General features: G+C 67.9%; 16 protein-coding genes. 10 read left to right on the top strand and 6 right to left on the bottom strand.

Translation table 11 applies throughout. The annotated features are described in order from the left end of the window. Positions 1-10: 10 nt before the first annotated feature. From F9Z44_RS01555 to F9Z44_RS01525, 7 genes are all read left to right on the top strand, one after another. Positions 11-1,042, top strand: coding sequence for an ABC transporter ATP-binding protein (locus F9Z44_RS01555; protein ID WP_328793970.1), 1,032 nt, complete (start codon positions 11-13; stop codon positions 1,040-1,042). Positions 1,043-1,049: 7 nt separating this feature from the next. Continuing rightward, complete coding sequence (locus F9Z44_RS01550) at positions 1,050-1,916, top strand: ABC transporter permease (RefSeq protein ID WP_159602979.1); 867 nt, start codon at positions 1,050-1,052, stop codon at positions 1,914-1,916. A gap of 76 nt (positions 1,917-1,992) precedes the next feature. Continuing rightward, positions 1,993-2,859, top strand: coding sequence for an ABC transporter permease (locus F9Z44_RS01545; protein ID WP_159602978.1), 867 nt, complete (start codon positions 1,993-1,995; stop codon positions 2,857-2,859). A gap of 117 nt (positions 2,860-2,976) precedes the next feature. Further along, on the top strand, positions 2,977-3,234 hold the full coding sequence (locus F9Z44_RS01540; protein WP_159602977.1) for a PepSY domain-containing protein: 258 nt from the start codon (positions 2,977-2,979) through the stop codon (positions 3,232-3,234). Then, positions 3,231-3,758, top strand: a complete 528-nt coding sequence (locus F9Z44_RS01535) for a cytochrome b/b6 domain-containing protein (protein WP_159602976.1) — start codon at positions 3,231-3,233, stop codon at positions 3,756-3,758. The genes F9Z44_RS01540 and F9Z44_RS01535 overlap by 4 nt, the downstream gene beginning before the upstream one ends. Positions 3,759-3,788: 30 nt before the next feature. Beyond that, positions 3,789-4,193 (top strand): alternative ribosome rescue aminoacyl-tRNA hydrolase ArfB, encoded by a 405-nt coding sequence (arfB, locus tag F9Z44_RS01530; protein WP_159602974.1) that lies wholly within the window; start codon positions 3,789-3,791, stop codon positions 4,191-4,193. A 166-nt stretch (positions 4,194-4,359) separates the two neighbouring features. Further along, complete coding sequence (locus tag F9Z44_RS01525; RefSeq protein WP_159602973.1) at positions 4,360-5,103, top strand: hemerythrin domain-containing protein; 744 nt, start codon at positions 4,360-4,362, stop codon at positions 5,101-5,103. A gap of 9 nt (positions 5,104-5,112) precedes the next feature. On the opposite strand, the gene F9Z44_RS01520 is transcribed toward F9Z44_RS01525, so the two are convergent. The 3 genes from F9Z44_RS01520 to F9Z44_RS01510 form a co-directional block, all read right to left on the bottom strand. After that, positions 5,113-6,483: a GAF domain-containing protein gene (locus F9Z44_RS01520; protein WP_159602972.1), complete on the bottom strand. Its 1,371-nt coding sequence runs from the start codon at positions 6,481-6,483 to the stop codon at positions 5,113-5,115. After that, positions 6,480-6,980, bottom strand: coding sequence for a pyridoxamine 5'-phosphate oxidase family protein (locus F9Z44_RS01515; RefSeq protein ID WP_159602971.1), 501 nt, complete (start codon positions 6,978-6,980; stop codon positions 6,480-6,482). The genes F9Z44_RS01520 and F9Z44_RS01515 overlap by 4 nt, the downstream gene beginning before the upstream one ends. A gap of 65 nt (positions 6,981-7,045) precedes the next feature. Further along, entirely contained in the window at positions 7,046-7,519 is a 474-nt protein-coding gene (locus F9Z44_RS01510; RefSeq protein WP_159602970.1) for a MarR family winged helix-turn-helix transcriptional regulator, read from the bottom strand. Between the two features lie 89 nt (positions 7,520-7,608). On the opposite strand from F9Z44_RS01510, the gene F9Z44_RS01505 reads away from it, so the two are divergent. From F9Z44_RS01505 to F9Z44_RS01495, 3 genes are read left to right on the top strand one after another with little or no spacing between them, the layout of a single operon-like run. Then, positions 7,609-8,811, top strand: a complete 1,203-nt coding sequence (locus F9Z44_RS01505; protein WP_159602969.1) for a 3-hydroxybenzoate 6-monooxygenase — start codon at positions 7,609-7,611, stop codon at positions 8,809-8,811. Positions 8,812-8,826: 15 nt separating this feature from the next. After that, the gene (locus F9Z44_RS01500; protein ID WP_159602968.1) at positions 8,827-9,885 is read left to right on the top strand and encodes a cupin domain-containing protein; all 1,059 of its coding nucleotides are present in this window, start codon (positions 8,827-8,829) and stop codon (positions 9,883-9,885) included. A gap of 14 nt (positions 9,886-9,899) precedes the next feature. Beyond that, complete coding sequence (locus F9Z44_RS01495; RefSeq protein ID WP_159602966.1) at positions 9,900-10,601, top strand: fumarylacetoacetate hydrolase family protein; 702 nt, start codon at positions 9,900-9,902, stop codon at positions 10,599-10,601. A gap of 13 nt (positions 10,602-10,614) precedes the next feature. Here F9Z44_RS01495 and F9Z44_RS01490 read toward each other — a convergent pair whose 3' ends face one another. The 3 genes from F9Z44_RS01490 to F9Z44_RS01480 are packed head-to-tail and all read right to left on the bottom strand — an operon-like array spanning position 10,615 to position 12,272. Continuing rightward, positions 10,615-11,190, bottom strand: coding sequence for a hemerythrin domain-containing protein (locus F9Z44_RS01490; RefSeq protein ID WP_236574224.1), 576 nt, complete (start codon positions 11,188-11,190; stop codon positions 10,615-10,617). A 1-nt stretch (position 11,191) separates the two neighbouring features. Continuing rightward, on the bottom strand, positions 11,192-11,596 hold the full coding sequence (locus F9Z44_RS01485; protein ID WP_159602965.1) for a ribonucleotide reductase subunit alpha: 405 nt from the start codon (positions 11,594-11,596) through the stop codon (positions 11,192-11,194). A gap of 13 nt (positions 11,597-11,609) precedes the next feature. Next, entirely contained in the window at positions 11,610-12,272 is a 663-nt protein-coding gene (locus F9Z44_RS01480) for a nitroreductase family protein (protein WP_159602964.1), read from the bottom strand. Between the last annotated feature and the right edge of the window lie 7 nt (positions 12,273-12,279).

The following is a 12,279-nucleotide window of genomic DNA, read 5'->3' as shown; positions in this document are numbered from 1 at the left end:
GTTTGTGGCGGTGCGGGCCTTGAGTTTCAACGTCCGTCGCGGTTCGTTCTTCTCCATCCTCGGCCCCTCGGGCTGTGGCAAGACCACGCTGCTGCGCATGATCGCGGGCTTCATCGCGCCCGACAGCGGCGACCTGCGCATCAAGGGTGCGTCCATGCTGGGCGTGCCACCCAACCGGCGGCCGGTGAACATGGTGTTCCAGCACCTGGCGCTGTTTCCCATGATGAGCGTGGGCGAGAACATCGCCTACGGGCTGCAGCGCCGTGGACTCAAGGGCCCGGCCATCCAAGCCCGGGTCACCGACATGCTGCAGCGCGTGGGCCTGCCCGGCAGCGCACACAAACGCATCGACCAGCTCTCGGGCGGGCAGAAGCAGCGCGTGGCCATCGCGCGATCGCTGGTGCTGGAGCCCACCCTGCTGCTGCTGGACGAACCGCTGGGCGCACTCGACCTGAAACTGCGCGAACACATGAAGGTCGAGCTCAAGCAACTGCAGGCCGAGATCGGCACCACCTTCGTCTACATCACGCACGACCAGTCGGAAGCGCTGGTGATGTCGGACCAGGTCGCAGTGATGAACCAGGGCCGGTTTGAACAGGTCGGCAGCCCGCAGCAGCTCTACTACCAGCCGACCACATCGTTCGTGGCCGGCTTCGTGGGCAACAACAACCGCTTCGAGGGCCACGTGGAGCAGCTCAACGGTGCCCAGGTGCAGCTGCGCACCGGCAGCGGCATGGCGCTGTGGGCGCAGGCCGTGGGCACCATCTCGGCGGGCCAGGCCGCCGTGGTCTTCGTGCGGCCCGAGGCTATCGAGATCGGGCGCAGCCCACGCGAGTTGCCCGCTGGCGATCCGGCCTGGAGCGCGGTGGTCGACAGCGTGTTGTTCGACGGCGGCAACTCCACCGTGCAGGTGCGCGAGGCGCGCAGCAACACACCCCTGCACATCGCCCTGCCCCTCACCGGGCGGCTGGCCGACCTGAAGCCGGGTGAGACGGTGCACTTCGCCTACCAGAGCGCGCAGGCCTGGTGTTTCGCGGCCTGACGACGCGATGAGCCAGACCGCCCACCGCCGCTTCTTTCTCGGGGTGCTGCTCGCCCCGATGCTGCTGTGGCTGCTGGGCCTGGTGGTGCTGCCGCACGTGGAGTTGCTGGTGCTGTCGCTGCAGGCACGCACCGGCCCGGGCGAATACGCGCTCAGCCTGGACCAGTACCGCACCTTCGTGGACGAGCCGCTGTACTGGAACACCTTCGTGCGCACGGCCACGCTGTCGGTGCTGGCCACGGTGTTCACCTTGTTGCTGGCCTTCCCGGCCGCCTGGTACATCGCCAAGGTGGCGCGCGGGCGCGCCAAAACCGTGCTGCTGGTGCTGTGCCTGCTGCCGTTCTGGGTCAGCGAGATGGTTCGCACCCTGGGCTGGCTGATCCTGCTGCGCGAGACCGGCGTGGTCTCCAGCCTGCTGCAGAGTCTGGGCCTGGCCAGCGCGCCAGTGGAGCTGCTCTACCGCGATGCCACCATCCTCGTCGGCCTGGTCTATGCCTCGCTGCTGTTCATGGTGATCCCGCTCGTCAACAGCCTGGAGAGCCTGGACGACAGCCTGATCGAGGCCGCCTACGACCTCGGCGGCAGCACCGCCAACATCGTGCGCCGCATCGTCATTCCCCACGCGGCGCCCGGCATCGCGGCCGGCTGCATCGTGGTCTTCATGCTGTGCCTGGGCAACTACCTCACGCCCACGCTGCTGGGCGGCAAGAACTCGCTCTGGTTCACCGAGCAGATCTACACCCAGTTCATCACCCGCTTCAACTGGAACCAGGGCGCGGCCTTCGGTTTCCTGCTGCTGGGCTTGTCCACGCTCCTGGTCTGGGTTGGCTTGCGACTCACAGGTCAGCGCTTCGGTGCGGTGATGAAGACATGAAGCCCCCACGTTCACTTCGTTCTCTGCCCCCCGAGGGGGCGCTCAGTGTCCTTCGGGCGGCCGTTCGGCCACTGACATGATCCCCAGCCTGCCCCGCTCCTTCGCACAGCGCTTCGGCCTCAACGCCTTCGTGTTCGTGTTCTTCGTGTTCCTGTTCGTGCCGCTGGCGGTGGTGGCGGTCTTCGCGTTCAACAACGCGCCCTATCCCACACCGCCCTGGATGGGCCTCACGCTGGACTGGTTCGTGGCGAACAGCGACAGCCGCACCGGGGTGCTGTTCGACGCCGAATTGATTCAGAGCCTGGGCACCAGCGCGTGGGTCGCCTCCTGGGTCACGGTGCTGTCGGTCGGCGTGGGCACCTGCAACGCCTTCTTGCTGGAACGCTTCGACTTTCCCGGCAAGAACGCCATCGCCTTGCTGAGCATGCTGCCGCTGGTGATCCCGGGCGTGATCCTGGGCATCTCCATCCTCGCGTTCGCCAGCCGCATCGCCAACTTCGCCGACGAGGCCTGGGGCCTGGAACTGGACTTCTTGCGCCCGGGCCTGCCGCTGGTGATCCTGGGGCAGTTCTGCTACATCGTCACCATCGCCACGCTCACCATCTCGGCCAGCCTGCGCCGCTTCGACCGCACGCTCGAAGAGGCCGCCTACAACCTCGGCGCCAGCCGCGCTGCGGTGCTGCGGACCATCACGCTGCCCTACCTGCGGTCCAGCATGATCGGCGCCGCCGCCATGGCTTTCCTCATGTCGTTCGAGAATTTCAACACCACGCTCATGCTCGTGGGCTCGGACTCGCCACTCACCGTGCTCATGTACAGCCGCATGCGCGAAGGCGCCACACCGGTGCTCAACGCGATCAGCCTGTTCCTCATGATCGCCTCGGCCCTGCTCGCGCTGATGCTCTTGTGGCGCAAGTCACCCGAACACGCGCCAGGCCACTGACCTGCCGCGTTACCGTTGCTGACATCCGTCACACAGCGGCTTAAGGCTCACTTCAAGTTCGCCCGTTTCAATGCCTTCACCAGCAACCGCTGGCATCGAATCACAAGGAAACGAGTCATGAAATCTGTTGTTCTCTCCGCTCTTCTTCTCGCCGTGGCTGGGGCCGCCGTTGCCGGTCCTTCGTGCAACGCTCCGAAGGAAAAATGGATGCCCGAGGCCGCCTTCAAGAAGGATGTGGAAGCCCAGGGCTACCAGATCAAAACCTTCAAGGTGAGCAAAGGCCACTGCTATGAGATCTACGGCACCGACAAGGCCGGCAAGAAGGTCGAGATCTACTTCGACCCGGTGAGCGGCAAGCCCGTCGAGCAGAAGTGACCACCGTCGCATCGAAGCGGGTCTGGGACCCGCTGGTGCGCGTCTTCCACTGGTCGCTGGTGGCCTGCGTGCTGCTCAACCTCTTTGTGGTGGACGACGGTGAAGCCCTGCACCAGTGGCTGGGCTACGCAGCCGCCGCACTGGTGGGCGTGCGCGTGGTGTGGGGCTTCATCGGCCCGCGCCACGCGCGCTTTGCCGATTTTTTCCCGACACCACGCCGCGTGGCCAACCATGTTCGCGCCCTGCTGCGCGAGGAGCCAGAACACCACTGGGGCCACAACCCCCTGGGCGCGCTGATGGTGCTGGGCCTCCTGTCCATGGTGCTCGCGCTCGGCCTGACCGGGTGGATGCAGGGACTGGACGCGTTCTGGGGTGAGGAATGGCTGCAGGACCTGCACGAAGGCCTGGGCGAGTGGTTGATGCCCATGGTCGGCCTGCACGCCGCGGCCGCCATCGTCATGGGCCGCATCGAGCGCACGCGTCTGGTCAAGGCCATGGTGACCGGCGTGAAGGAGCGCTACTGACGCCTCTGGGCTGCGTGGCACACTCGTTCCATGTCCCCGAGCGTGCAGCCCAACGAGGTGGAGTTCACCGCCATTCGCGCCCAGGGCGCGGGCGGGCAGAACGTGAACAAGGTGTCCAACGCGGTGCACCTGCGTTTTGCCATCCACGCCTCGTCGTTGCCCGAGGCCGTGAAGGAACGCCTGCTCGCGCTCAGCGACCAGCGCATCACCACCGAGGGTGTGGTCGTAATCAAGGCGCAGACCAGCCGCAGCCTGGAACAGAACAAGGCAGAAGCGCTGGAGCGCCTGCAGGCGCTGGTGGACAGCGTGGCCACGCTGCCCAAGGCGCGCAAGGCCACCCAACCCACCTTCGGCTCGAAACAGCGCCGGCTCGAAGGCAAGGCCACGCGCTCGACCGTCAAGCAGTTGCGCGGTCGCGTGCGCGGACTCGACTGAAACAGCCGCTGCTTGGTTCGCTTAAGGTTTTTTTACGATTCCTTTAAGCGCTATTTAGCAGCGCGCACCGCAGTGGATTCCTAGACTTGTCCTCCATGAATCGCGGCACATGGGGTGCAGCGGTCATCCAGGGACACACCGGGCTCAGCCCGTCAAAGGAACCACCATGCAATCCCACGCCATCGAAATGGCCCACGTCGCCGCCACCGCCCGCACCGGTCTGGGCCGTTTCAACATGTATGCCGGCATCCACAAGGCGCTGCGCGCCTTCATGGCCGACACCCTGCTCACCGTCGGCCGCGCCGACCCGTCGGACGCTGCCGATGTCAACCATGCGGCGGCCCGCGTGGGCGAGCTCATGGACCTGTGCGCCAGCCACGTCGCCCACGAGAACAATTTTGTGCACCCGGCACTTGAAGCGCGTTGCCCCGGCGTCTGCGGGCCTGTGGCACAAGACCACGAAGGCCACCTGCACGTTATTGCCCACCTGCGCGATGCCGCCCTCTCCCTGGTGAAGCTGGAGGCTGGCGAGCGCGAGGCCGCGCTGCAGGCCCTCTACCTGGCGCTGGCCCTCTTCGTGGCCGACAACCACCAGCACATGCACGCCGAGGAAACGGTGCACAACGCCGCGCTCTGGGCCGCCTACAGCGATGCCGAGCTGATCGGCATCCACGACGCCCTGCTGGCCACCATTGCGCCAGTCGAGATGATGCTGGTGATGCGCTGGATGCTGCCGCAGCTGAGCGCCCCCGAGCGCCTGGGTGTGATGCAGGGCATGCGCGCCGGGGCGCCCGCGCCCGTGTTCGAGGGCATGCTGACAACCATCCAGGGGTTGCTCATCCCGCGCGATTGGGCCAAGCTCGCCCGCGGCCTGGGCCTGCCACCGGTGCCCGGCCTGGTGACGGTCTGAGTTCGCGGATCAAGCCGCCACGTCTTCCAGCTCGACCGGGCCATTCGCCTCGAAGCGGAAGCAGCCGCGCCCGGTCTTCTGGATGCGCAGCTGCGGGCACTGTTCGGCCAGCCGGCGGTGCAGCAACAGGAGCCGGGCTTCGAGGTTGTCGGCCACGTCGGGCAGGCGCAGCGAGCTGTCCAGCCGCAGCTCGCGGTTGGTGAACTCGCAGCGGCCCTGCTGGCCATCTCGCAGCAGCTTCCACAGAATGGCGCCGGCCACGCCCTTGATCAGGTAGGCGTTGTTGATGAACACGCTGTCGTTGCTGCGGTAGTGGCGCACGTGCAGCGCCGGTCCCGCCGGCGCTGGCACCACCGCCGCGGCGGCCTCTGGCTCGTCCTCGGTGCAAGGGGCCTCGGCCTCGTGCATCAGGTCGATCGCCGCGCCCAGCTGGCCACCGAGCGCGACCAGCAGATCTTCGTCCTCGAAGCTGAACTGCATGTCCAGCGGACTCTCGACAAAAAGCACCCCCACCACGCGCCCGGCCGACTGCAGCGGCACCGCCATCTGGCTGTGCGGCTCCGGCAGGCCGGGGTAGGGAATGTCGGTGTTCTGCGGCTGTGCGTCGCCCAGGCTGTTGCGCATGGCGCGGCTGTACAGGTAGGCGCTGGTCATGTGCATGATGCGCACCGGCGTGCATTCGCGCGCGGCCACACCGATCACGCCATCGCCCAGAGCGATCTCGGAGCCCACGCCCGAGGTCTCGTAGCCGCGGCTGGCCACGGTGTAGAGCCGCTGCGTGGTGGTGTCCAGGATCAGCACCATCGCATGGCGCACCGCGAGGTCTTGCGCCAGGGTGTCCAGCGTGACATCAAGCGCCGCGCCCAGGCTGCGCGCGGCCGACAGGCGCGCACTGCCGCGGCGCAACACGGACAGGTGGTTGGGCCTGGCTGGCGGCTGTGGCAGGGCCTCGGGCAGGGGCTCCTGCGGCAGGCGCTCGACCTCGATCACCTCGTGGATGTCCGATCCGAGCAGGCGGAACACATCGGCCATGCCGGTGTGCGAGGCAATGCCGGCGAGCTGGGCTTTCATGCTCTCGAAGACTGGCCCCGAGGACTCGGTGCGCAGGTAGCGCAGGTGCAGCCGGTAGAACACCGCGTTGAGCGGGTTGAGCACCAGCAGCGTGGAGCGCGGGTTGGCCAGCAGGTTCTGGCGCGTCTTGTTGAAAAACTGGAACGACAGCGACACGTGGCCCTCGTCCACGTAGTAGACCTGCGAGATGTAGGCCACGTTGGGCGTGCCGTCGGCCCCGCAGGTGGCCATGATGGCGGGAATGGCGCCCTCCAGGCAGGGGCGCACCTCGCCCAGGTCCACCGCAGGCAGCGGCAGCGCGGCCGTCATGGCATGCCCACGATGGGTTGGCCCGCCTTGGGGCCGGGGGTCTGGTCAAACGCCAGTTCGGGCTCGAACTCGATCGCCACCACGTCGTCGAGTCGGTGCGCCAGCATCGCGCGCGCATAGACCGCGCCAAAACCGATGCGCGTGAGTTCAATCTCCATGCCGCGCAGGTAGCGCTGCAGCGCGGGCACGTCGGCGTCGGTGGCTTCGCGCAGGCGGGCCGCGCGGGTCTTGAGCTGCACCGTGCGGTGTGTGCTGGGCTGGCTGAACACGGCGGCGAGCCGCGCGCTGCGGGCCACGTCGCGCAGCAGCTGTGTCGACTGGCTGCGGCAGACGAAGACGGTGATGCGACGTCCGCCATCGCCGATGTGGCTGCCCACCGCGCGCATCACGCTGGGCGCGAGGTCGGTGCCGCAGCTGCTGACGATCACGGACACCCCGCCGTCCATCATGGCCAGGTGGTCGGCAGACAACAGGGTTGGCGCGGGGGCGGTGGGCATGGAGGGCGGGCTCGGATCGCTCTGGATCATAGCCACGGCCCCGCACGCGGCCAAGAGGGATGCCGTTACTTCAGGGCTTCGCTGGGCGCGCGGCTGTGGGCGTTGTTGGTGTCCACCAGCAGGCGCAGCAGCTTCATGAACTGTTCGCGCTGGCGCTCGGTCAGCGGCCCCAGGATCAGGTCTTGCGCACCCAGCATGGCCGGCACCGCCTCGCTCAGCAGTTGCACACCGGCGTCGGTGAGCGCAAGCTGGCGGGCGCGTCGGTCCTCGGGGGCGGTCTTGCGCTCCAGCCAGCCACGGGCTTCCAGCCGGTCGACCACGCCGCCGGTGGTGGAAGCGTCCAGCGCGATGGTGCGCGCCAGCGTGCGCTGGTCGATGCCCGGGTGGTTGGCCACGGTCTGCAAGGCGGCGTATTGCACCGGGGTGATACCGATCTCGCCGAGCTCCTGCAGGAAGATGCCCACCGAAATCTGGTGCAGCCGGCGGATGTAGTGACCGGGCTGGTGGTCGATGTCGACGGTGGGAGGGCTGCGTTTCATGGCGATGGATGGTGTTGCAGGAATCCTAGCACCGACCTTACACTAAGTACACTTATCATCAGCATGCAGCGCAATCTCAGGAGACAACCATGAACACAAGCCCTTCAGACCTGCCGGTTATCGTGGCCGGCGGCGGCATCGGCGGCCTGGCCGCAGCCCTGGCCCTGGTGCGCCAGGGCTTTCGCGTCAAGGTGCTGGAGCAGGCGGCCGAGCTGGGCGAGATCGGCGCCGGCATGCAGCTCGGGCCCAATGCGTTCCACGCCTTCGACGCGCTGGGCGTGGGCGAGCAGGCACGCAAGCGCGCGGTCTACACCGACTTCATGGTCATGCACGACGCGATCGACGAAGTCCAGGTCGGCAAGATCCCCACCGGCGAGGCCTTTCGCCAACGCTTCGGCAACCCCTACGCGGTGATTCACCGGGCGGACGCGCACACATCCCTGCTGGAAGGCGTGCAGGCCAGCGGGCAGATCGAGTTCGTCACCTCCGCCCGCGTGGTGCGCATCGAGCAAGATGCGAACGGCGTCACCGTGCACGACCAGCATGGCAACACCCACCGGGGCCTGGCGCTGATCGGGGCCGACGGCGTGAAGTCGGTGGTGCGCCAGCAGTTCGTGGGCGACGAGGCGCGTGTGACCGGCCACGTGGTCTACCGCGCCGTGGTGGACAAGGCCGACTTCCCCGAAGACCTGCGCTGGAACGCGGCCAGCATCTGGGTGGGCCCGAACTGCCACCTGGTGCACTACCCGCTGCGTGGCGGCGAGCAATACAACGTGGTCGTGACCTTCCACAGCCGTGAACAGGAAGAGTGGGGCGTGACCGAAGGCAGCCAGGCGGAGGTGCAGAGTTACTTTCAAGGGCTGTGCCCCAAGGCGCGGCAGCTGATCGACCTGCCCAAGAGCTGGAAACGCTGGGCCACGGCCGACCGCGAGCCGATCGGCCAATGGAGCTTTGGCCGCGTCACGCTGCTGGGCGACGCGGCCCACCCCACCACGCAGTACATGGCCCAAGGCGCGTGCATGGCGATTGAAGACGCGGTGACGCTGGGCGAGACGCTGCGCGTGCACGGCAACGACATCGAGAAGGCCTTTGACCTCTACCAGCGCTCGCGCGTGGCACGCACCGCGCGCATCGTGCTGAGCTCGCGCGAGATGGGCCGCATCTACCACGCCAAGGGTGTTGAACGCCTGGTGCGCAACGACCTGTGGAAAGGCCGCACACCCGAACGCTTCTACGATGCGATGGAATGGCTGTACGGCTGGAACGTCGAGAACTGCCTGGCCGCCCACTGAACACACGGAGACACCATGAACGACCTCGGACGACTCGAAGACCTGCCCGCCGACTACGTGGCCGAGCTGCGCGCGCTCAACCTGGTGCCGCTGTGGCCCAGCCTGCGCGGCGTGCTGCCGCCCACCATTCCCACGCGCCAGACCCAGGCCACGCACTGGCCCTACAAGACCATCAAGCCGCTGCTGCTCAAAGCCGGCGAGCTCACCCCGATCGAGAAGGCCGAGCGCCGCGTGCTGGTGCTGGCCAACCCGGGCCACACACTGGAGAAGATGCAGGCCAGCGCCGCCATGTACCTCGGCATGCAACTGCTGATGCCCGGCGAGTGGGCGCCCAGCCACCGCCACACGCCCAACGCGGTGCGCATGGTGGTCGAAGGCGAAGGTGCCTGGACCACGGTGGACGGCGAGAAGTGCCCCATGTCGCGCGGCGACCTGATCCTCACGCCCACCGGCCTGTGGCACGAACACGGCCACGACGGAGACGAGCCGGTGATCTGGCTCGACGTGCTGGACCTGCCGCTGGCCTACTACCTGGAGGTGAGCTACCACCTCAACGGCACGCGCCAGGAAACGAAACCGGGCCAGGGCGACCGAGCCTACGCGCGTGCCGGCGTGGTGCCCACCCCCGTGTTCGGCCGCAGCGGCAAGCGCTACCCCATGCTGCGCTACCCCTGGGCCGATGCAAAAGCCGCGCTGGAGTCGCTCGCGGCCGACCGGCCCGACGTGGACGCGGTGCAGGTGACCTACGTGAACCCCGAGACCGGCGAAGACGTGGAGAACATCCTCGGCTTCCACGCACTGATGCTGCGCCCGGGGCAGACGCTGAGCCTGCCCGCGCGCTCGCCGGCCGTGGTCTACCACGTGATCGAAGGCGCGGCGCGTGTGGCCACCGAAGCCCAGGGTTTCGACCTGGTCGCTGCCGACACCTGCTGCATCCCCGGCTACACCGCCACCACCCTCACCAACGCCTCGGCCAGCGCGCCGGCCTTCCTCTTCATCGCCGACGAATCGCCGCTGCACCGCAAGCTCGGCGTGTACGAAGTGCGCCCCGACAACCAACCGTCCATGCCCTGAACCGGCTCCACACCATGACCACCTACCTCTTCCCTCCGCCCCCCGTCGCGTCCGTGCCCGTGCGCGGCAAGACCGAGCACTTCCCCGTCAACCGCCTATTCTTCGTCGGCCGCAACTACCACGCGCACGCGGTGGAAATGGGCAAGCCGGTGGACAAGTCGGTCGAGCGGCCGTTCTACTTCACCAAGGCGCCGCAGACGCTGGCGCTCTCGGGCGCCACCACGCCCTACCCGAGCGAGACGGCCAACTACCACTTCGAGATGGAACTCGTGCTGGCCATCGGCAAGCCCGGCTTTCGCGTGAAGGCAGACGACGCGCACGAGATCATTTACGGCTACGCGGCAGGCCTGGACATGACGCGGCGCGATCTGCAGCTGGTGGCGCGCGACAAAGGCCGCCCCTGGGACCTGGGCAAGGACGTGGAGCATTCGTCGGTGTGCAGCGAGATCGTGCCCATGCCGGGCGTGGTGATCGAGCGCGGCGCGATCGAGCTGTCGGTCAACGGCGCGGTGAAGCAGAAGTCAGACGTGGACAAGCTGATCTGGAACATCCGCGAAATCATTGCCGACCTCTCGCTCTTCTACCACCTGCAACCTGGCGATCTGATCTACACCGGCACGCCCGAGGGCGTGGGCGCGGTGCTGCCGGGTGACCGCATCACCGGCTCGGTGGAAGGCGTGGGCGAGGTTGCGCTGACGGTGGGCCCCAAGGCCTGAAGACACCGGCGTTTCAGCCAGGCTCCAGCCCGCGCCGGCGCATCATGTCGGCGCTCATGGCCTGCAGGGCCTGGGGCGACAGGCTGGCCTGCGCGGCCGGATAGACAAGGCCATCTTCCTCGCGCAGGTGGCGGTCATACAGACGGGCAAAGGCGGTGAGCGTGGCCGTCTCCTGCGGGCTGAAGTGGGCCCAGCCCGCGGGCGGCGCCTGCACCACCAATGCCAGCACACCGCGCGCCGCCGCCCACGCGGTGGCCATGTCGCGGTGGTCTTGCTGCAGACCCAGCACCACCTGGCGCAGCGCCGCGTCGTCGCTGGCCAGCAGCGGCGGGAACACATGGCGTTCCTCGTCTTCGTGGTGCAGCGGCGCGGCCAGATCGAAATAGCGCATCACGTCGCGCGCGGCGCTGGCCACGCTGTCGTCCCAGCCGCGCACCAGAACATGCTGCTGCAGCTTGACCAGCAAACCCAGCATGCGCTCCACGCGCTCGTGGCAGGCGCCCAGCATCTCGAACGGCGCCTCGAAACCCGCGGCGGGCGCGCGGTGCCCGGGCAGCGTGATGGATGTGAGCGGGATCGCAGTGACCATTTCAGCCCAGGGCCACGGCCTGCCCTTGCAGGTTGAACGGTATGAAGGCCTGCAACTGGCCCTGGCGGATCGCCTCCACCATGTCCTGCAGCGGCTGCTCGGCCTCGGCGCTGTCGGGCTGGCGGCCCGGTGTGCCCGCCAGTGCGGCGGCAAACACCATGCCCCAGGGCTGGCCAAAGGCCTCGGCCTCGCGCACCAGCTGGTCGAACGATTCCAGTTCGTCCAGCCCCTTGTCCACACACATCTGCGGCACCAGCGCGCCCCCCTCGCCGCGCTCGAATTCGAGCCGCTGGGCGGGCGTGGCATCGTCGGGCAACTCGATGCCGGCAAACACGAACAGCAGGCGCTGCGGCAGGGGCTGGCTGCGCGCGGCGCTCAGCAGATCGTCAAAGGTCTGAATGTTCATGGGTTCTCCAATATCAAGCGGTCTTCGCTGGCGCAGGGCCGAGCGTGCTGCAATAGTCGGCCACGGTGGGGCGCACGCGCGCGGGCCGGCGCGCCGCCACCGTGCCCACGCTCAGGAAGCACAGGGCGTGTTCACCCGCGTGCAGGCCAAAGCGCTGGCGCAAGGCGGTGGAGCCGAGCGCCTTGCCGCTGGTGAGCGCCGACCCGAACCCCATGGCGGTGGCCATGAGCAGCATGTTCTGCACAGCGCAGCCGGCCGACAGGATGCGCTCGGCCAGGTCCACCGACGGGTCGCCGCACTGCCCGTCGACCACCACCAGCAGCAGCAAGGGCGCACGGTGCGCCTTCTCGCGCGCCTGGTCCAGTTGCTCGGGCGTGGCAGTGGCGTCGCGCTCGCGCAGGGCCTGGGCAAACACCTCGGCCAGCGAGCCGCGTTCGGTGCGGGGCACGATCACGAAGCGCCAGGGCAGCAACTGCCCGTGGTCGGGCGCGGCGGCGGCCGCACCCAGCAAGGTCTGCAGCTGGTCCGCATCCGGGCCGGGTGCCAGCAGGCGCTTGGGCAGCACGGTCTGGCGCGCGTGGATCAGGTCGGCCGCCACCTGCGCCCATTCGGGCCCGGCGGCCTCGGTGGCCTCGGTGGCCTCGGTGCGTGAAAACGGGGTGTCCAGGTTCAGCATGTGTTGA

This window comes from Hydrogenophaga sp. PBL-H3, from assembly GCF_010104355.1.
In the GTDB taxonomy this organism is placed as follows: Bacteria; Pseudomonadota; Gammaproteobacteria; order Burkholderiales; family Burkholderiaceae_C; genus Hydrogenophaga.
This window is presented reverse-complemented; position numbering and strand designations above follow the sequence as displayed.

Bases quoted from the DNA above. Each gene is read 5' to 3' on its own strand.
- F9Z44_RS01550 (WP_159602979.1), top strand. From the start codon at position 1,050: ATGAGCCAGACCGCCCACCGCCGCTTCTTTCTCGGGGTGCTGCTCGCC.
- F9Z44_RS01545 (WP_159602978.1), top strand. From the start codon at position 1,993: ATGATCCCCAGCCTGCCCCGCTCCTTCGCACAGCGCTTCGGCCTCAAC.
- F9Z44_RS01540 (WP_159602977.1), top strand. From the start codon at position 2,977: ATGAAATCTGTTGTTCTCTCCGCTCTTCTTCTCGCCGTGGCTGGGGCC.
- arfB (WP_159602974.1), top strand. From the start codon at position 3,789: ATGTCCCCGAGCGTGCAGCCCAACGAGGTGGAGTTCACCGCCATTCGC.
- F9Z44_RS01525 (WP_159602973.1), top strand. From the start codon at position 4,360: ATGCAATCCCACGCCATCGAAATGGCCCACGTCGCCGCCACCGCCCGC.
- F9Z44_RS01520 (WP_159602972.1), bottom strand. From the start codon at position 6,483: ATGACGGCCGCGCTGCCGCTGCCTGCGGTGGACCTGGGCGAGGTGCGC.
- F9Z44_RS01515 (WP_159602971.1), bottom strand. From the start codon at position 6,980: ATGCCCACCGCCCCCGCGCCAACCCTGTTGTCTGCCGACCACCTGGCC.
- F9Z44_RS01510 (WP_159602970.1), bottom strand. From the start codon at position 7,519: ATGAAACGCAGCCCTCCCACCGTCGACATCGACCACCAGCCCGGTCAC.
- F9Z44_RS01505 (WP_159602969.1), top strand. From the start codon at position 7,609: ATGAACACAAGCCCTTCAGACCTGCCGGTTATCGTGGCCGGCGGCGGC.
- F9Z44_RS01500 (WP_159602968.1), top strand. From the start codon at position 8,827: ATGAACGACCTCGGACGACTCGAAGACCTGCCCGCCGACTACGTGGCC.
- F9Z44_RS01495 (WP_159602966.1), top strand. From the start codon at position 9,900: ATGACCACCTACCTCTTCCCTCCGCCCCCCGTCGCGTCCGTGCCCGTG.
- F9Z44_RS01490 (WP_236574224.1), bottom strand. From the start codon at position 11,190: ATGGTCACTGCGATCCCGCTCACATCCATCACGCTGCCCGGGCACCGC.
- F9Z44_RS01485 (WP_159602965.1), bottom strand. From the start codon at position 11,596: ATGAACATTCAGACCTTTGACGATCTGCTGAGCGCCGCGCGCAGCCAG.
- F9Z44_RS01480 (WP_159602964.1), bottom strand. From the start codon at position 12,272: ATGCTGAACCTGGACACCCCGTTTTCACGCACCGAGGCCACCGAGGCC.